Annotated in this window: 18 protein-coding genes; 7 read left to right on the top strand and 11 right to left on the bottom strand. The window is 74.2% G+C overall.

Annotated elements, in window-relative coordinates:
• Positions 1–9: 9 nt before the first annotated feature.
• Positions 10–207: a hypothetical protein gene (locus DSM104329_RS22395; protein ID WP_259312077.1), complete on the bottom strand. Its 198-nt coding sequence runs from the start codon at positions 205–207 to the stop codon at positions 10–12.
• Between the two features lie 7 nt (positions 208–214).
• Complete coding sequence (dacB, locus tag DSM104329_RS22400) at positions 215–1,807, bottom strand: D-alanyl-D-alanine carboxypeptidase/D-alanyl-D-alanine endopeptidase (RefSeq protein ID WP_259312078.1); 1,593 nt, start codon at positions 1,805–1,807, stop codon at positions 215–217.
• A gap of 330 nt (positions 1,808–2,137) precedes the next feature.
• Between dacB and DSM104329_RS22405 the strand changes: the two genes are divergently transcribed.
• Positions 2,138–2,380 (top strand): alpha/beta fold hydrolase, encoded by a 243-nt coding sequence (locus tag DSM104329_RS22405; RefSeq protein ID WP_259316248.1) that lies wholly within the window; start codon positions 2,138–2,140, stop codon positions 2,378–2,380.
• Positions 2,381–2,576: 196 nt separating this feature from the next.
• Here DSM104329_RS22405 and DSM104329_RS22410 read toward each other — a convergent pair whose 3' ends face one another.
• Together DSM104329_RS22410 and DSM104329_RS22415 are read right to left on the bottom strand one after the other, a co-directional pair.
• The gene (locus DSM104329_RS22410; RefSeq protein WP_259312079.1) at positions 2,577–3,773 is read right to left on the bottom strand and encodes a M23 family metallopeptidase; all 1,197 of its coding nucleotides are present in this window, start codon (positions 3,771–3,773) and stop codon (positions 2,577–2,579) included.
• Between the two features lie 50 nt (positions 3,774–3,823).
• Positions 3,824–5,065 carry a PucR family transcriptional regulator gene (locus DSM104329_RS22415; protein ID WP_259312080.1) on the bottom strand — a complete coding sequence of 414 codons (1,242 nt, stop codon included), beginning with the start codon at positions 5,063–5,065 and terminating at the stop codon, positions 3,824–3,826.
• Positions 5,066–5,180: 115 nt separating this feature from the next.
• Here DSM104329_RS22415 and DSM104329_RS22420 point away from each other — a divergent pair, with 115 nt between their 5' ends.
• The 4 genes from DSM104329_RS22420 to DSM104329_RS22435 all read left to right on the top strand — a co-directional run bounded on the left by DSM104329_RS22420 (position 5,181) and on the right by DSM104329_RS22435 (position 8,389).
• Positions 5,181–6,689, top strand: a complete 1,509-nt coding sequence (locus tag DSM104329_RS22420) for a flavin-containing monooxygenase (RefSeq protein WP_259316249.1) — start codon at positions 5,181–5,183, stop codon at positions 6,687–6,689.
• Positions 6,690–6,744: 55 nt separating this feature from the next.
• Positions 6,745–7,440, top strand: coding sequence for a cytochrome P450 family protein (locus DSM104329_RS22425; protein ID WP_259312081.1), 696 nt, complete (start codon positions 6,745–6,747; stop codon positions 7,438–7,440).
• A 14-nt stretch (positions 7,441–7,454) separates the two neighbouring features.
• Positions 7,455–7,949 carry a cytochrome P450 gene (locus DSM104329_RS22430; RefSeq protein WP_259312082.1) on the top strand — a complete coding sequence of 165 codons (495 nt, stop codon included), beginning with the start codon at positions 7,455–7,457 and terminating at the stop codon, positions 7,947–7,949.
• Between the two features lie 107 nt (positions 7,950–8,056).
• Positions 8,057–8,389: a hypothetical protein gene (locus tag DSM104329_RS22435; protein WP_259312083.1), complete on the top strand. Its 333-nt coding sequence runs from the start codon at positions 8,057–8,059 to the stop codon at positions 8,387–8,389.
• 25 nt (positions 8,390–8,414) lie between these two features.
• On the opposite strand, the gene DSM104329_RS22440 is transcribed toward DSM104329_RS22435, so the two are convergent.
• Complete coding sequence (locus DSM104329_RS22440) at positions 8,415–8,801, bottom strand: VOC family protein (protein ID WP_259312084.1); 387 nt, start codon at positions 8,799–8,801, stop codon at positions 8,415–8,417.
• 104 nt (positions 8,802–8,905) lie between these two features.
• Positions 8,906–10,381, bottom strand: coding sequence for an MFS transporter (locus DSM104329_RS22445; RefSeq protein WP_259312085.1), 1,476 nt, complete (start codon positions 10,379–10,381; stop codon positions 8,906–8,908).
• Between the two features lie 89 nt (positions 10,382–10,470).
• Between DSM104329_RS22445 and sigJ the strand changes: the two genes are divergently transcribed.
• Positions 10,471–11,346: an RNA polymerase sigma factor SigJ gene (gene sigJ / locus DSM104329_RS22450; protein ID WP_259312086.1), complete on the top strand. Its 876-nt coding sequence runs from the start codon at positions 10,471–10,473 to the stop codon at positions 11,344–11,346.
• 7 nt (positions 11,347–11,353) lie between these two features.
• On the opposite strand, the gene DSM104329_RS22455 is transcribed toward sigJ, so the two are convergent.
• Positions 11,354–12,181, bottom strand: a complete 828-nt coding sequence (locus DSM104329_RS22455; protein ID WP_259312087.1) for a hypothetical protein — start codon at positions 12,179–12,181, stop codon at positions 11,354–11,356.
• 37 nt (positions 12,182–12,218) lie between these two features.
• Positions 12,219–13,127, bottom strand: a complete 909-nt coding sequence (locus tag DSM104329_RS22460) for an NAD(P)/FAD-dependent oxidoreductase (protein ID WP_259312088.1) — start codon at positions 13,125–13,127, stop codon at positions 12,219–12,221.
• A 46-nt stretch (positions 13,128–13,173) separates the two neighbouring features.
• On the opposite strand from DSM104329_RS22460, the gene DSM104329_RS22465 reads away from it, so the two are divergent.
• The gene (locus DSM104329_RS22465; protein WP_259312089.1) at positions 13,174–13,746 is read left to right on the top strand and encodes a helix-turn-helix domain-containing protein; all 573 of its coding nucleotides are present in this window, start codon (positions 13,174–13,176) and stop codon (positions 13,744–13,746) included.
• Between the two features lie 4 nt (positions 13,747–13,750).
• On the opposite strand, the gene DSM104329_RS22470 is transcribed toward DSM104329_RS22465, so the two are convergent.
• Genes DSM104329_RS22470 through DSM104329_RS22480 form a run of 3 tightly spaced genes read right to left on the bottom strand, consistent with a single transcriptional unit; the run spans position 13,751 to position 17,597 of the window.
• Entirely contained in the window at positions 13,751–15,004 is a 1,254-nt protein-coding gene (locus DSM104329_RS22470) for a beta-ketoacyl-[acyl-carrier-protein] synthase family protein (protein ID WP_259312090.1), read from the bottom strand.
• The gene (locus DSM104329_RS22475) at positions 15,001–16,644 is read right to left on the bottom strand and encodes a class I adenylate-forming enzyme family protein (protein WP_259312091.1); all 1,644 of its coding nucleotides are present in this window, start codon (positions 16,642–16,644) and stop codon (positions 15,001–15,003) included. Before DSM104329_RS22475 ends, DSM104329_RS22470 begins: the two co-directional genes overlap by 4 nt.
• Positions 16,641–17,597, bottom strand: a complete 957-nt coding sequence (locus DSM104329_RS22480; protein ID WP_259312092.1) for an LLM class flavin-dependent oxidoreductase — start codon at positions 17,595–17,597, stop codon at positions 16,641–16,643. Before DSM104329_RS22480 ends, DSM104329_RS22475 begins: the two co-directional genes overlap by 4 nt.
• Positions 17,598–17,653 lie beyond the last annotated feature (56 nt).

Genomic DNA, 17,653 nt, shown 5'->3' on the forward strand with positions numbered 1-17,653 from the left:
GAACGCGTCTCACCCGCCGATCCCGCGAGCGCAATGCTCCGTCGGCGCGTCGTACTCCTCGGCCCTCGTGATCTCGAGGTACTCCGTGTCGGTGACGGCATCGAGGTCGTGGCCCGGCGCCCAGTAGTACGACTCGCCGGCGTCGTGGTCGCGCGCGCGCTCCGCGCGGGCCCGCGCACCACCGTTCGGCAGGTCGTCCCAGGTCATGCCGTCGTCACAGGTCCCTGTAGATGGCCTCGAGCATGCGGGCCTGATCGGTCACGACGTTCAAGAACGCCAGTGACGTGCGGATGGGGACGTTGCCGACCGCGATCATGACGACGACGTGCCGGCCGCTGCGGGTCTGGACGTACCCCGCGAGGCTGTTGCCGAGCACGATGATCTGGCCGGCCGAGTTGGACACCACGCGGTTGCCCGTCTTGATCTGCGCGTGCCCGGCCGCCGGCGACCTCGACAGGACGTTCGCCAGCGTTCCGTCCCGGCCGAGGATCGGCAGGGCGTCGACCAGCGCGTTGCCGTACGGCGTCTTCGCGGCCCGTCGCAGCAGCGTCACCATCGCCGCGGGCGTCGTCCGGCCCTGGTCGTCGGACCCGGCGCCGTCCTGGGGCACCACGCCGTTGCGCGGCACCCCCAGGCCGACGGCGTGCCTGACCTCGCCCCGCATCCCGTCAGCGCAGTCGGTGCTCCCGAGCCTGACGGCCACGAGGCACGCCATCACGTCCGCACCGCGGTTCCAGCTGACCTTCAGGATGAGCTTGGCGAACTGCGAGAGCGTCGCGGAGACGTGCTCGCCCACCAGGTCGGACGCGCTGTAGCTGTCCTTGGCGGGCAGCAGCGTGGCGGGGTTCGGCCCCGTCGTCGCCGCCGACACCGTGACGCCGGCGCGCTGCAGCGCCTCGATGAACGCGGTCCGGGCGAAGGCCGCCGGATCGGCGATCTCCCAGACCCTCAGGGTCGGGGGGCTGCCGGCGGCGATGGTCCCGCGAACCTCGATCGTCCCCTTGGTGGGCTCGGAGACCGTGAGGTTGGTGGGCCGACCCTTCGCCACCGTCGTGACCTTGTTGTCGACGACGTAGGTGCCGGTGATCGGCCGCGGCGCGATCGACGCCGGGCCGCCGACCGTACCCGGCGTGACGAGCAGGTCGACGAGGTTCTCGTTGACCCAGATCGCCGACATCAGCCCGTCCGGGAAGCCGTCGTAGACCTTGAACAGCCGGTCGTCGACGATGACGTCGCCGTTGATCTGCGTGACGCCGGAGGCGCGCACGCTCTGCGCCAGCTGATCGAGGCCGGCCAGGGGGTTGCCGGGTGGCTCGACCGCGCCGGGGAGCTGGTCGGCATAGCTCTGGTTGGCCGCCGGCAGGCTCTCGTAGTCCAGCGTGCCGTTCGGCTGCTCGCGCAGGCCGAGGCTGGGATCGCCCGAGGCGACGAGGACGAGGTTGCCGCTGAGCGTGCCGCCGGCGACCGGACCCTGGCGGTAGACCGGCGTGCGGAAGCGGTAGCTCGGCCCGTACATCGCCAGCGCCGCGGACACCGAGTAGAGCTTCATCGTCGACCCGGGGTCGAACATCTTGTGGGTGCGCTGGCCGGCCAGGACCTTGCCGGTGCGCTGATCGACGACCTGATAGCCCCAGTCGGACTGGTGGTATCGCGGCTTGCTCTCGATCCGGTGGATCGTCTTGACGAGCTTCGCGGTGGCGGCTGCCCGCGCGCCCGGCGAGGCCGCCTGCCCCGTGGCGGCAGCGCCGCCGAACGCGACGGCGGCGGCGACGGCGACGACGACGCACCCCGGGCGTGTCGGTCTCATGTCGGCGACCGTACCTCAGGATCGAATCACCGGAAGGTGGTGTTCGTGTGCACTGTGTGAGCGACCTCGCACTCCGCGAGACCCCATGGGTCAGGATCGCGGCATGGCCGCTCGCGAAGCGTTCGTGCTGCTGCATCCCCTCGGGATGTCGCCGCGCGTGTGGGACGGATGGCTCGTCTCAGCCGGGCGCTCCCGATGTCGCTGCTGCTGCGCTCGGCGACCGTCCGGCGCCTCACGCTGCGCGACGCCGCCCGCCACGGCGACCGCCTGGACGCCGCGTAGGTCGCCCAAGCCACGCACGACCTCCTCGGCTGCCCGATCGCCGAGGACATCCTCACGACCGGCGAGGAGGTCGCCCCGCTCGATCCGCTGCCGTGCCCGGTCACGCTGGCCTGGTCGGGCAGCGACACGCTGCTGCCCGTCGAGGTCAACGGCGCCGTCGCGCGTGCGCGCCTGCCGGACGCTCGCCTCGTGGTGCTCCCCGGGGTCGGGCACGTCCCGATGATCGACGACCCGGAGGGCGTCGCCCGCACCATCCTGCAGACCCCCGGGGCGGTCGCCCAGCACCGGTGACCTGCGACCGGCCGGGGTGCCTCGGCTCCGACCGCCACCGACCGCAGGGAGGGACCTCGATGACGCCCCGCACACGTAGGTCAAGCTCGGCTCGCGGCGCCGCCGGTGCGAGACGCGAACGGGCGCGGGACGGGCTCGCCCGACGTGCTCGACATGCGCATCCTCGGGGCCGGTGGGACGGCGACGGAGCCGCGGGTCAGAAGTCGACGACCGAGAAGCCGAGCGGCAGCTCGTCGTCGTGCGCGACCGGGTTGAGCTGGTCGCGCGACGGGAAGCTCGCCTCGCCCTTGATCCCCGCCAGCAGCTGGTTCACGTTCGCCTGACCGGCGAGCGAGAACGAGGTGATGGTGTATGGGAACCCGTCGGACGTGGCGGGCCGGCGCCCGTCGACGACATGGAAGTGCAGGTGCGGGGCGAGCGAGGCGCCGCTGTTGCCCAGCAGCCCGAGGACCATCCCCGTCTGCACGCGGTCGCCGGCCTTCACCCGGACGCTGCCCGGCGAGAGGTGCACGAAGGCCTGCGTGAGCCCGTCGCTCGTGCGGACGTAGACCGCGTTGCCGACGAGCTGATCCCACGTGAGGTTCGTCGGCATCCTGCCGGGCGTCTGATCGGGCTCGCCGTCGCGGGCGTAGGTCACGACGCCGTCGCTCACGGCCTTGATCGGCGAACCGTAGGAGAACCAGCTGGCCGGGTTGGCCGGGTCGCCCTGGAACATGCGCCCGGCGGCGTCGATCCGCATCCAGTCGATCGCGAAGCGCTCGGCGGCCTGCAGCCGGCCGTTGAGGCCGAGGATCGCGTTGACGTGTCCCGATGGCGAACAGCAGCCGTCGGAGGCCACCCAGCCGGTCCCTTCGAGCGGCGGCGCGTACGCGGGCGGGATGCGACGCGACACCGGCACCCGGCCCGCGTCGTAGGTGAACCGCTGCGCCTGGCTCGTGAGCGGGTTCTGCGTCGCGACCTGGAAGCGGTGCGTCAGGCGCCGGGGCACCGCCGCGCGCGACGCGAAGCTGACGTCGAGCGTCAGCAGCCGCGACGAGCCGGCCGGCAGCTTCGACGTCTCGGAGTCCTGGCGGTCGAGCTGGTGCAGCGCCCCGGTGCTGAGCATCTCCTTGACCGAGAGGCGGCGCACGGTCCGCCCGTTGGCGGCGTCGAGGATCCGCACCGGCCCGAGCGTGGCGGGCGCGCCCACCGAGTTGGTGAGCATGAGCTCGTAGAGGACGTGGAAGCGTCCGTCGGACCCGCGCACCGCCACCACCTGCCGCTGCGGGATCATCGACGCGATCACCGGCGTGAGTGGACCGGCGGCGGGCTTGGCCGCGTGAGCAGCCGGCGAGAGCAGGCTGCCGAGCGAGAGCGCGGCGATGACCGCAGGAACGAGGCGACGCAGATTCATGCGCGCGACGCTACACACCGGAAAGGTGCCCGCTCAAGAGCAATCGCCACTCATGTTTGGCCGGGTGACGTCCCGCGCCAGTGCACGATCTCGAGCGCGAGCGCGACCGGCAGGCCGCGTCCCTCCAGCGGCGCGGGCAGCAGGCTCGCCGCGCGGGCGAGGCGAGCGAGCACCGTGTTGCGGTGCGTGAACAGCACGCGCGCGGCGCGCGTGGCGCTCTGTCCCTCGCGCAGGTAGACGCGGGTCGTCTCGCGCAGGTCCGGCGGCGCGGCGGCGAGCTCGCCGAGCGTGCGCGCGACGAACTCGTCGGCGCGCTCCTCGTCGTGGGTGGCGAGCGCGACGACCTGCACGTCGTCGTAGCGGGCGAGGCGCAGGTGCCCGCCGCCGCGGTGCATGAGCCGCTGGGTGGCGAGCGCGTCGAGGTGGCTGCGGCGGAAGCCCGCGAGCCCCTCGAGCGTCGGGCCGAAGGCGACGCGCACGTCCGCCGGGCCGTCGAGCGCGCCGGCATCCGCGCCATTCGCCCCGTCGGCGCCGCTGATCCACACCCACAGCGCCGAGGCGCTCGCGAGCACGGTGAGCGGCCGCGCACCGCCGCCGGCGCGGCCGAGCGCCTCGGCCGCCTGCTCGAGGACGGCCGGGTCCGCGTCGGGCCGGTCGCTCCAGACGATCGCCGCCGTGTGGGAGCGGTCCAGCGCGTAGCCCAGACGCGTCGACGCGCGGTCGAGCGCGACCGGCGCACCCTCGAGGATCAGCGACACGAGCTCGAGGCGCTGAGCGTGGGTGCCGCGCGTCAGCTGATCGCGCTCGCGCTCGATCTGCTGGGCGATGCCGGCCATCGTGGCGTCGACGAAGGCGAAGATCGAGCGCGCGGTCACGGCCAGCAGCTCGCGCAGCTCGCCGGCGTCGGACGTGAGCTCGAACGCGAGCGCCATCCACCGCTGCCAGCCGACGTTCTGACCGACGCGATACCCGCGCAGCGCCTCGTCGGCCAGGCCGCGGCGCACCAGATCGCGGGCGATGGCGAGGGTCTCGGGCCCGAGGTTCGCCGCCACGGGCGCACCCGGGTCGTGCACGTTGGCCGTCGCCCAGTGGACGAGGTTCGCGCGGTTGCTGCGGCGCACGGCGGCGGCGAGCACGGGATCGGAGGCGATCGGGTGCTCGGGATCGGAGAGGATCGCGGCGTCGACCTCGGCGAAGACCTCGTCGGGCGCCTCGAGCAGCAGGCTCGCGCCGGTGCGGATCAGCTCGGCGACGCGAGGCGAGGGCCGCGTCCACGATCCATGGTCGACCATCGGACGGAAAGCTTAGCCGAGCGATGGGCGATTTGCACATGTAGACGCACGAGTTCAGGGCGAAGTGCATGGCCGGATCCTGCGCCCGCCGGGCATCATGGATCTCGAATCCACCATGACCACGCACCCGGCCGATCTCACGCACTTCGACGTCCTCATCGTCGGTGCCGGCATCTCCGGCATCGGCGCCGCCCACCATCTCCAGGCGAACCTGCCGGCCAGGACCTACGCGATCCTCGAGGCCCGCGACGCGATCGGCGGCACCTGGGACCTCTTCCGCTATCCCGGCATCCGCTCGGACTCCGACCTGCACACCTTCGGCTACGCCTTCAAGCCGTGGACCGGCGACAAGGCGATCGCCGACGGCCCGGCCATCCTCGCCTACATCGAGGAGACCGCGCGCGAGAACGGCATCGACCGCCACATCCGCTTCGGTCATCGGGTGGTCCGCGCCGACTGGTCCTCCGAGCACGCCGTCTGGACCGTGCAGGTCGAGCGGCCCGCCCGCGGCGACACGCTCGAGATGACCGCCCGCTGGCTGTTCTGCGCCAGCGGCTACTACCGCTACGACGAAGGCTTCACCCCGCAGCTGCGGGGCCTCGAGCGCTTCGAAGGCGAGATCGTCCATCCGCAGCACTGGCCGGAGGCCCTCGACCACGCCGGCCGGCGCGTCGTCGTCATCGGCAGCGGTGCGACGGCCGTGACGCTCGTCCCGGCGCTGGCCGCCGACGCGGCCCACGTGACGATGCTGCAGCGCTCCCCCTCCTACGTCCTGCCGCTGCCGTCGCGCGATCCCATCGCCAACTGGCTGCGCCGGATCTTCGGCGACCGGCGCGGCTACGCGCTGGCGCGGCGCAAGAACATCCGCCGCCAACAGCTGGTCTACGGGTTCTCCCGCCGCTTCCCCCGCGCCGCGCGGCGGCTCATCCGCTGGGTCAACGCCAAGCAGCTCGAGGGCGCCGCCGCCGACGTCGACGTGGACTTCAAGCCGAGCTACGACCCGTGGGACCAGCGGCTGTGCGCCGCGGCCGACGGCGACCTGTTCCGCGAGCTGCGCCGCGGCACCGCGTCGGTCGTCACCGACCACATCGAGACGTTCACCGAGCACGGCATCCGCCTGCGGTCGGGCCGCGAGCTCGAGGCCGACCTCGTCGTCACCGCCACCGAATTGAACCTGCTCGCGTTCGGCGGCATCGAGCTGCGCGTCGACGGCCGGGAGGTGCGCCTGCCCGAGACCGTCGCCTACAAGGGCCTCATGCTCAGCGGCGTGCCGAACTTCGCCTTCTCCATCGGCTACACGAACTCGTCCTGGACGCTGAAGGTCGACCTCGTCTGCGAGTACCTGTGCCGCCTGCTCGCGCACCTCGACGCGACCGGTCACGACGCCTGCGTCCCGCAGCTCGACGGCGAGCTCGAGACCCGGCCGCTGCTCGACTTCCGGGCCGGCTACGTGCTGCGCTCGCTCGACGCGTTCCCCCGCGCGGGCGACCGCGCGCCGTGGCAGCTGGCGATGAGCTACGACGCCGACGTGCAGACGCTGCGCCGGGGCACGGTCGACGACGGGACGCTGCGGTTCCTCGACGCGCGCCGGCCGGCGGCCGAACCGGCGCCGCTCGCGGCATGACGGCGTTCGCGGGCCGGGTGTTGCCGTGCGCGCCCGTCACCGGCATGGTTGCTCCATGTCCACCACGGCCGAGCAGGGCTTCGGCGAGAGCATCACGGTCGAGATGCTCGATGCCGACCCGTACCCGCTCTACGCCCGGATGCGCGCCGAGCAACCGGTGTGCTGGGTCCCGGCCGTCGGCCTGTGGTTCGTCACGCGCTGGGACGACGTGCAATACGTCAACGCGCATCCGGAGCTCTTCACCGCCGACGTGTCCGCCTCGCCGCTGCGGCGGGCGCTCGGCGAGAACGTCCTGACCGTCGACGGCGTGCTGCACAAGCGGCTGCGCGCGCCGCTGGAGGCCGCCCTGCGCCCGAAGCTCGTGGACACGTGGGCGCCGCAGCTCGTCCGCGACGTCGCGGAGCCGCTGCTGCAGCGGATGGCCCCGCGCGGCCGCGCCGACGTCATGGCGGAGTTCCTCGAGCCGGTCAGCGTCCTGTCGCTCGGGCGGGTCCTCGGGCTCGGCGACCTCGACGCCGACACGCTGCGCCGCTGGTTCTTCGCGCTCGCGACGGGCGGCGCCAACCACGAGCGGGACCCGGCGAAGTACGCGATCTCCGACGCGGCGTCGCGGGAGATCGACGAGCGGCTCGGGCCGATCTGCGACCGCCTCGAGCGCGAGCCCGACGGAAGCCTGCTCGCCGGGATGCTTCGCGACGTCAGCCGCGCGCACTGCGCCCGCGCGCGGAGGTCCTCGCCGACCTCAAGCTGATCCTGCTCGGCGGCATGCAGGAACCCGGCCACGGCGCCGGCCTGACGCTCTGGGCGCTGCTGACGCACCCCGGCCAGCGCGCCCGGGTGTTCGCCGATCCCGGCCTCGCGGACGCGGCGGTCGAGGAGGCCATGCGGTGGATGGCGCCGGTCGGGACGGCGACGCGCCAAGTCCTCCAGTGCGTCGAGATCGGCGGCGTGACGCTCGAGCCGGGCGCGCGCGTCGCGGCGGTGCTCGCCTCCGCCAACCGCGACGAGCGCCGGTGGGAACGCGCCGACGCCTTCGACATCGGCCGTCCCGCGCAGGCCCACCGCGCGTTCGGCACGGGGCCGCACTTCTGCGTCGGCCACTGGCTCGCCCGCTACGAGCAGCGCATCCCGCTGCGGATGCTCTTCGAGCGGCTGCCGAGCCTGCGCCTCGACCCCGACGAGCCCGCCGAGATCGGCGGCTGGGAGTTTCGCGGGCCGGCCCGCCTACCGGTCCTCTGGGATCCGCCGGCGGCGGGGTGAGCGGCCGGTCGATCTAGACTCGCCGCATCGGACTCCTGCGACGCCTGTATCTGAAGAAGGGCAGCTTCCCGGCGGACGAGCGCAAGCGGCTGGAGCGCGAGCGGATCGTGCTGATCGCCGAGGGCATCCCGGCGACCGTCACGCGCGGCGAGGGCGGGCGCAGGCGGGGCACGATCGCGGCGCTGGCGATCACGCAGCAGCGCCTGGCGATCTCCGCGCTCGGCGCGTCGCTCGTGGACGTCGGCTGGGACGACGGCGAGGCGACGGAGCTGGAGGTGACCGCCCGCGACGACGGGCTGACGGTCGCGTTCGACGGCGAGCGGTTCGGCCACGACGAGCCCGGTCGCGTCGAGGTCTTCCTGCGCATCGGCGATGCGGGGACGCTGCTGGCCGCGATCGACCAGCGGCGGCGGCCGCTGGAGCCGCGGCGCTACCGCTGAGCAGCGCCGGCGAGCTGAGCCGTCCTCAGTCGCGGGGTTGCGCGACGAACAGCTCGACGGGGTTGCCGGACGGGTCGTCGACGACCACCTGGTCGCCACCCATGCCGCGGACGATGTCGCTGCGCAGCGTCGCGCCCGCGTCGCGCAACCGCTGCACCTCGGCCTCGAGATCGACGACCTCGAGCTGGAAGCGGTTCCAGCCGCCCGGCTCCGGCCGGCGATCGCCGGGAAGCGTCCGTCCCCCGCCACCCTGTCCGCTCGGCGCGTTCAGCAGCAGCCGCAGGTCGCCGCGCCTGAGCATCGCGAACGGCGGCGCCGGCCGCATGACGACCTCGAAGCCCAGCAGGCCGGTATAGAAGGCGATCGCCTCGTCGACGTCATCGACGATGTACCGCACGCTCACTGTCGCCATTCGGTCCTCCCCAACGATCGAGGTGCAAGAGCGGAAGCCGACGGTAACACCGCCGGCACCGGATCCCATGCGCTGCGCGTCCGCGGGTCGAGCATCGCCGACCCTCAGGCCGCCTCGGCCACCGGACGTCGCACGGACGCGTCGTCGTCGGTCGCCGCGGTCTCGCCCCGGGTGTTCGCCAGGCGCAGCGCGAGCACCGCGGCCGCGGCGAGCGCGACGGCGCACGCCAGGAGCCCCGACCGGAACCCGCCGGTCAGCGCCTCGGCGGGCGAGCCGGCGCCGCCCAGCAGGTGGTCGGTCCGCGAGGTGGCGATCGCCGAGAACACCGCGAGCCCCAGCGCGCCGCCCACCTGCTGCGACGCGTTGAGCAGCGCGGCCGCCAGGCCGGCCTGGTCGCGCACGACGCCCTCGTTGGCGGCCGTGGTCACGGCGACGAACACGGCGCCGAGCCCGACCGCGGCGAGCATCAGGCCGGGCAGGATGTCGGCCGTGTAGGAGCCGTCGACCGGCACGCGCGACAGCCAGAACACGCCGCCCGCGGCCAGCAGCGCTCCGGCCACGGCGACCGGACGCGTCCCCACGCGAACGAGCAGCTGCGACGACACGCCCGCCGCGACCGCCACGCCGAAGCACAGCGGCAGGTACGCCATCCCCGACTGGATCTGCGACCACCCGAGCACGTTCTGCATGTAGAGGGTGAGGAAGAAGAACATCGCGAGGATCCCCGCGACCGCGATGAGCTGCGTGACGTCCGCGGCCGCCAGTCCGCGCACGCGGAAGATCGACAGCGGCAGCAGCGGGTTGGCCACGCGAGCCTCGCTCCAGACGAACACGGCCAGCAGCGCCGCGGCACCCGCGAGGCCGGCGACGGTCCGCGGGTCGCCCCAGCCGACGTCGGGCGCCTTCACCAGCGAGAGGACCAGCAGCAGCATCCCGCCGGTGCTCAGCAGCGCGCCGCGGAGGTCGAGGCGCCGCCGGTCGGGCCGGCGGGAATCGTCGGCGAACAGCCGGACGGTCGCGATGACGGCCAGCACGCACACGGGCTCGTTGACGAGCAGGACCCAACGCCACCCGGGCCCCTCGGACAGCACGCCGCCGAGCAGCACGCCGACCGCCGAGGCGAAGCCGGCAACGCCGCCCCACACCCCGAGCGCCGTGTGCCGGTCGCGGCCCGTGAACGTCGTCGTCAGCAGCGACAGCGCGGCGGGCAGCATCATCGCCGCGCCGAGTCCCTGCGCCATGCGGGCGCCGACGAGCATGCCCGAGCTCTGCGCCAGGCCGCCGGCCAGCGACGACACGGCGAACAGCGTGGTGCCGGCGATCAGCAACCGCCGCCGCCCGAACAGGTCCGCCGCGCGGCCGCCGAGCAGCATGAACCCGCCGTACGTGAGCAGGTAGCCGCTGATGACCCACTGCAGATCCTGGACGGAGAAGCCGAGGTCGCGGCGGATCGACGGCAGCGCGACGTTGACGACCGACGCGTCGACGAAGTCGAGGAACGCGATCGCGCACAGCAGCGCGAGCGCGAGCCTGCCGCGACGGGTCGAGAGGGGGGTCCGGGTGCTCTGGGCGGTCGTCATGGGGTCGGTCCTCCTGCGCTTCGTCACATCGCTGCGGTGAGCGTCGTCATGTGGGTGACGACAGCGGGCGAGAGGATGTGACAGCAGCGATGGACGACCGGGACGTGGTGACGAGCGAGTTCGAGGCGCAGCGGCCGCGGCTGCGGGCGGTCGCGTACCGGATGCTCGGCTCCACCAGCGAGGCCGAGGACGCCGTGCAGGAGGCCTGGCTGCGGCTGAGCCGCAGCGACGCCGGCGGCATCGACAACCTCGGCGGCTGGCTGACCACGGTCGTCGCGCGCGTCGCCCTCGACATGCTCAAGGCGCGCAACCGCCGCCGCGAGGACTACGTCGGCAGCTGGGTCCCCGAGCCGATCGTCACGACCGACGGCGCCGCGCCCGATCTCGAGCGCGAGGCGCTGCTCGCGGACTCCGTCGGCCTCGCCCTGCTCGTCGTCCTCGAGACGCTGTCGCCGAAGGAGCGCCTGGCGTTCGTGCTGCACGACATGTTCGGCGTGTCGTTCGCCGAGATCGCGCAGATCGTCGAGACGACGCCCGACGCGGCGCGCCAGCTGGCCAGCCGCGCGCGGCGCCGGGCCCGCGGCGCCCCGGTCGCCGACGCCGACCTCGCCCGCCAGCGCGAGCTCGTCGACGCGTTCCTCAAAGCAGCGCGCGACGGGGACTTCGAGGCGCTGGTCGCCCTGCTGGACCCCGACGTGGTCTTCCGCCGGGACACCGGGACGCGCCGCGGGATCGCTCCGCTCGTCGGTGCGGAGGCGGTGGCCCGCCGCGCGGCGCAGGGCGGCCCGCGGTTCGCGCCCCTCGCGCACCCGGCCATCGTCAACGGCGGCGCCGGCATCGTCGTGGCGTCCGGCGGCCGGGTCGTCGGCGTCGCGGGCATCACCGTCTCCCGCGGCCGGATCGCCGAGATCGACGTCATCACCGACCCCGAGAAGCTGCGCGCCGTCAGCGCGCAGTGGCGCTGAGCCGCGCTCAGCGGCCGCGGCCGAAGCCGGGCCCGCCGACGCGCCGGCCCGTGAAGCGGATCGGCGCCCGCCGGCACCGGAGGTCGCGCAGGCGCAGGGTCCCGGTGACGCGCCGGCGATGGTCCGTGAGCCGGGCGTCGAGCCGGTGCGCGGGCGTGTCCGCGTTCGCGTGGGCGCGGCGCGAGGAGATCCGGCCCTTGCGCGTCACGTGCTCGCGGCCGAGCCGCAGAAACGCCGGGCCCGGCCAGCACGCCGCGTCGAACGGCACGCCCGAGCCGGTGAGCACCAGGCGGCCGGGGGTGATCCACAGGTCGAACGTCTCGCGCTGGCTCGTCGTGCCGTGGTAGTGGCGGACCGGGAACGCCGGATACGGAAGCCTCGTCGGGTACACGTCGGAGGCGAACTCGAACGCGGCGGGGGTCAGCGGCTCGAAGAACCGCCCCGCCGGGTGCTTCCGGACCTGGGCCTCCGCGGTCGGCGGTGCGTCGGGCCGGCACGGGTAGACGTCGTAGTACAGGTAGCCCCTGAGGTCGACCCGCGAGGCGACGACGAAGCTGCAGTCCCCCTCCTCGGCCACCACGCAGTCGGCGCGGCGGCTCGTGACCTGGGCGCAGTCCGCGACGGTCGCCTGGCAGGCGCCGCAGTCGTTGGCGAACGCCGTGCTCACGGTCCGGGCCGTACCGGCATCGATCGACGTGGGCGTCGTCGCGTGCGCCGCGGGCGCGGTTCCGGTCCGGGCCGTCCCGGCGTCGATCGGCGTGGGCGTCGTCGCGTGCGCCGCGGGCGCGCTCGCGAGCCCGGCCACGACCAGCACCAACACGGTCACGCTCCTCATGCCCGCATCAACGCCGTCGTACCCCGAGGGTTGCGGCTCACAACCCGGCCATGCGCTGCACGATCCCGACCGCGGCGAACGAGCCCGAGGCGATCGCGCTCGCCACCGACGGGGGCGGCGGGGTCACGTCGCCGGCCGCGGACACGCCCGGCACGCTCGTGCGCAGCCACGTGTCGACCTCGACCAGCTGCCCGAGGTGGCCGGCGATCGTCCTGACGCCGAGCTGCTCGGCCAGCCGCGAGCGCTGGTGCAGCGTCACGGCCACGAGCAGGCCGTCGCAGGCGCGCTCGTCGCCGTCGGCGAACGCGATGGCCGTGAGCGCGTCGCCCGGTCCGCGCAGACCGGCGACGGGGCGCTCGTCGATGCCCACCCCCGCCGCCGCGAGCCGGTCGGCGCCGTCGGCGTCGAGGTCCACCGGACCGTTCGCGTACACCGTCACGTCGTCGCTCCACATCCGCAGCAGCAGCGCCCGGTGGACCGCCGTCTCCCCGCGGTCCAGCACGCCGAGCGCCCCGTCGCGCACCTCCCAGCCATGGCAGAACGGGCAGTGGAAGACCGAGCGCCCCCAGCGCTCCTCGATGCCGGCCACGTCCGCGAAGCGGTAGTCCATCCCGGTGGCGAGCAGGACGTGCCGAGCCGTCTCGCGGGCACCGCCGGCGAGCTCGAGCGCGAAGCCGTCCGCCCCGTCCGGCGCCGCGCGCACGACCTCGCCCGCGCGCACCTCGACGCTCGGATACGCGGCGAGCTCGGCCCGTCCGCCGGCGTAGAGGTCGGCGGGCGGGCGGCCGTCGTGGCCGATCAGCCCGCCGATCCCGTGGGCGGGGCGGTTGCTCTGGCCTCCCGCGTCGACGACGAGCGTGGCGCGCCGGGCGCGGCCGAGCACGAGCGCGGCGCTGAGCCCGGCGGCGCCGGCGCCCACGACGATGCAGTCCCAGGTCTTGGTCATCGTCTCAGCGTGACGGCGTCGCTCGGATATGCCAAGCTGCTTTGCCATGTCGGCAAACACGGAGCCGTTCGACGTCCGGGTCCGCCGGCGCCTGCGCGAGCTGCGCAGCGAGCGCGGGCTGACGCTGCAGCAGGTCGCCGACCGCGCGAACATCGACGTCTCGACGCTGAGCCGTCTCGAATCGGGCAAGCGGCGTCTGGCCCTCGACCACGTCCCGCTGCTCGCAGACGCCCTCGGCGTGACGGCGGACGAGCTGCTCGGCGCCCGGCCAGCCCAGGACCCGCGCGTGCGTTCGGAGCCGGAGCACCTCGACGGCCTGACGATGTGGCCGCTGACGCACCGCGGCGCGGCCCGCGGCCTGCAGGCCTTCAAGATCCGCATAGCCGCCACGCGCACGACGCCGCCGGACCCGCTCCCGGTCCACGAGGGCCATGACTGGCTCTACGTCCTGCACGGCCGGATGCGCCTGATCCTCGGCGCCGACGACTTCACGATCGAACCCGGCGAGGCGGTCGAGTTCACCACCTGGACGCCGCACTGGTTCGGCGCCGTCGACGGGGCCGTCGAGCTCATCGCCATCCTCGGGCCGCAGGGCGAGCGGCTGCACCTGCACGGCTGAGGCGTCAGGGATCCGGCGACGGCGCTCTGAGCACCACCACGCAGTTCTGCCCGCCGAAGCCGAACGCGTTGACGACCGCGGTGCGCACGTCGGCGCGCCGGGAGCGCAGCGCGACGTGGTCGAGGTCGCACTCGGGGTCGGGCGCCTCGAGGTTGACCGTCGGCGGGATCACGCCGTCGCGCATCGCGAGCAGTGATGCGAGCGCCGAGAGCGAGCCGGCCGCCGCGATCATGTGGCCGACCATCGACTTCGGCGAGCTGACCGCCACCGCGTCCGCGGCGGCGCCGAACGCCGCCCGGATCGCGCGGGTCTCGGTGACGTCGTTCGCACGGGTCCCCGTGCCGTGGGCGCAGATGTAGTCGACCTCCTCGGGCCGAGTCCCCGAGCGCGCCAGCGCCTGCTCGATCGCCCGCGCCGCGTACGTGCCCGACGGCTCCGGCGCGCTGATGTGAAACGCGTCGCTCGTCAGGGCGCCGCCCGCGACGCTCCCGTACACGCGGGCGCCGCGGTCCCGCGCGTGCGCGGCGGACTCGAGCACGAGCAGGACCGCGCCCTCGCCGTAGACGAACCCGTCGCGGTCGGCGTCGAACGGGCGGCTCGCCCGCTCCGGCTCGCCGTTGCGCTGCGACAGCGGCCCCATGTTCGCCAGGCCGGCGATCATCGCCTTGCCGATCCCGGCGTCCGTCCCGCCGGCGATCACGACGTCGGCCTCGCCGGCGAGGATCAGGCGCCGCGCCTCGAGCAGCGCGTAGTTGCCGCTCGCACAGGCCAGGGCGCTCGCGCTCACCGGTCCGTGCGCCGAGACGTCGATCGCCACCTCGCACGCCGGCATGTTCGGGATGGTCGAGGGCACGTACGTCGCGCTGACGTCGCGCGGGCCGCCCGCGACGAGCGCCTCCACCGCCCACTGCGTCTCGGGCGCTCCGCCCACCGCGCTGTTGACGATGACGCCGACGCGGTCGGCGGCGGCGGCGACATCGAGCCCGGCGTCCGCCACCGCCTCGCGCGCCGCGGCGACCGCGAACTGCGAGAAGCGCGCCGAGCGCCGGGCGCGCTTGGCCCCCATGACCGCCTCGGCGTCGAACCCCCGCACCTCCGCGGCGATCCGCACCGGCAGGTCCGACGCCTCGAACGCGGTGATGCACCCGACGCCCGAGCGCCCGGCGACGAGCCCGTCCCACGTCTCGGCCACCGAGAGGCCGAGCGGGGTGACGGCGCCCAGGCCCGTGACGACGACCTCGTCGGCGCGCGCCGTCACGGGCGCTCGAGCAGTCCGGCGGCGGCGTCGGCCTCGACCTGCGCGCGCACCTGGTAGTGGACCTTCTTGCCCGTCGCCGTCATCGGCAGCACGTCGGCGAACCGGTACGCCCGCGGGCGCTTGTAGCCGGCGAGCATCGGGTGCGCGAGGCAGTGCGCCTCGCACGCGGCGGCGTCGAGCGCCGGGTCGGCGCGCACGACGTAGGCGACGACGATCTCGCCCCAGCGCTCGTCCGGCAGGCCGACCACGGCGCAGTCGCTCACGCCGGGATGCTCGTTGAGGACCGCCTCGACCTGGGTCGGGTGCACGTTCTCCCCGCCCGAGATGATCATGTCGTCCTTGCGGCCGACGATCGTCACGTACTCGTCGGCGTCCCACGTCGCGAGGTCGCCGATGTACAGCCAGCCGTCGCGAAACCGCGCAGCCTGCTCCTCGGGCTGGTTGACGTACGCGTACCCGGACTTCACGGAGCGGACGATGACCTCGCCCACCTCGCTGCCGTCCTTCGCCGCGAGGTCGTCGGGCGCGGCGACCCGGTCCTCGTAGATCCGCACGACCGCGACGTCGTCGTCCGTGCACGCCCGTCCGGCCGAACCCGCGTGGTCGGGCAGGTCGGCCGGCCGCAGGAACGTGTTCCAGAACGCCTCGGTCGTGCCGTAGCCGTTGAAGATCCGCGGCGTGAGCAGGCGCTGGTAGCGCAGGCACGCCTCGCGGTCCAGCGGCGCGCCCATCGTCACGATCCCGTGCAGGGTCGACAGGTCGCGCGGGCGCGCCTGCTGCTCCGCGCTCAGCAGGGCGAGGTTCGTCGGCGCGCCGATCAGGTAGGTCAGCCCGTGCTCGGCGACCCGGTCGAGCACGGTCGCGGGGTCGAACTGGCGCAGCGCGACCGCCTCCGCGCCGACGTAGAACACCGGGTTCGGGCCGCCCGAATACAGCCCGCCGCGATGGAACCATGGCGTCATGTTCAGCGTCCGGTCCTCGGGCGAGAGGGGGAAGTGCATGATCACGTCGTGCGCCGAGAGCACCTCGACCAGGCTGCTGAGCGACACGCCCTTCGGCATGCCGGTCGTGCCTGACGTATAGAGCCGGGTCGTCTCGTCATACGTGGTCGCGTCGGGCAGGGACGCGGGCGGTTCGGCCTCGAGCAGCGTGTCGAACGCGCGGGCGCGGCCGCCGCCCGGCCCCACGACCGCCACGAGGCCCGGCTCATGCGACGCCCGCGCGAGCGCGTCGCGCGCCGTCGGCTCGAGCGCGCCGTCGTACACGAACGCCCGCGGCCGGCTGTCGTCAAGCACATATGCCGTCTCCCCGGATGAGAGGCGGAAGTTGATCGGCGACGCGACCGCGCCGAGGCGCTGCGCCGCCAGCCACAGCAGCGCCAGCTCGGGCCCGTTGAACAGCTGGAAGACGACCACGTCGCCCGGCCCCACGCCGGCATCGCGCAGCCCTCCGGCCAGCCGCCCGGCGTCGGCCCACAGCGACGCGTAGGTCCACCGGCGGCCGCTCGCCGGGTCGTGCAGCGCGAACCGGGAGGCGAACCGGTGGCTGTTGCGCTCGACCCCGGCGATGTACGTGAAGCGCCGTTCGAAGACCTCGCGAAAGGCGGTGGGGTCGTAGTGGGAGGCGGGCTGGGCGCTCACGCGCGGGCTCCTTCCTGGTCGGCCGAAACCGTCGGGCGGCCGAGGCCGAGGTGCACCCGCACCTCCGCCAGCCGCTCGTACTGTGCCAGCGGCGCGGCGCCGAGCGGCATCAGGATCAGCTCGCCGACCCCCGCCTCGACGTACGCGGCCAGGTGTTCGGCGACCTGCGCCACACCACCGAGCGCGGTCCAGCGCTCGACGGCCTCGAGGTCGAGGCCGTAGAGCCCGCGCAGATGCGCGGCCGCGGCGTCGCGCGCGGCCGCGACGTCGTCGTCGACCCGCACGCCGACGAGCAGCGCGAGCCGGGGCCGGGGGCGTCCGTGCTCCTGGGCGAGCGCGGCCAGCCGTTCCGCGCGCCGGGCGACCTCGTCCGCGGTCAGCCACATCGGCAGCCAGGCATCGCCGAAGCGCGCCGCCCGCCGCAGGGCCGCCTCGCCGCGGCCGCCGACGTAGATCGGCGGCATCGCCGCGACGGCCGGCCTCAGCGCCGGCACGTCGAGGTCTCCGAGCGCGCCGCCGGCCCGCCGCACGGGCCGCCCGCCGAGCAGGTCGGCCAGCACCTCGAGCGTCTCGTCCACGCGCCGGCCGCGCTCGTGCACCGGCACCCCGGCGGCCGCGAACTCCTGCGGGAACTCGCCCCCGAGCCCGACGCCCACGCGCAGCCGCCCACCCGCGAGCGCCTCGATCGTCTGCAGCTGCTTGGCCGCCCATGCCGGCGGCCGCAGGGCGAGGAGCATGACGCTCAGTCCCAGCGTCACCCGCGCGGTGACGGCGGCCGCGGCCGCCAGGCACGACGGCGCGTCGAGCCCCGGCGCCGGACAGGCGAGGTGGTCGCCGGCCCAGACGCCGTCGAAGCCGAGCGCCTCGGCCCGGCGCGCAGCGGCGACGACCGGCGGCGGCTCGCCCGTGCCGAGCGGATCGAACGTCGGCAGCAGGACGCCGCAGCGCGTCACGCGAGATGCTCCGGCCGCAGACCCGTCATGCGCCCACACGCTAGGGCCCGCGGCGT

It is taken from the genome of Capillimicrobium parvum (assembly GCF_021172045.1).
GTDB lineage: Bacteria > Actinomycetota > Thermoleophilia > Solirubrobacterales > Solirubrobacteraceae > Capillimicrobium > Capillimicrobium parvum.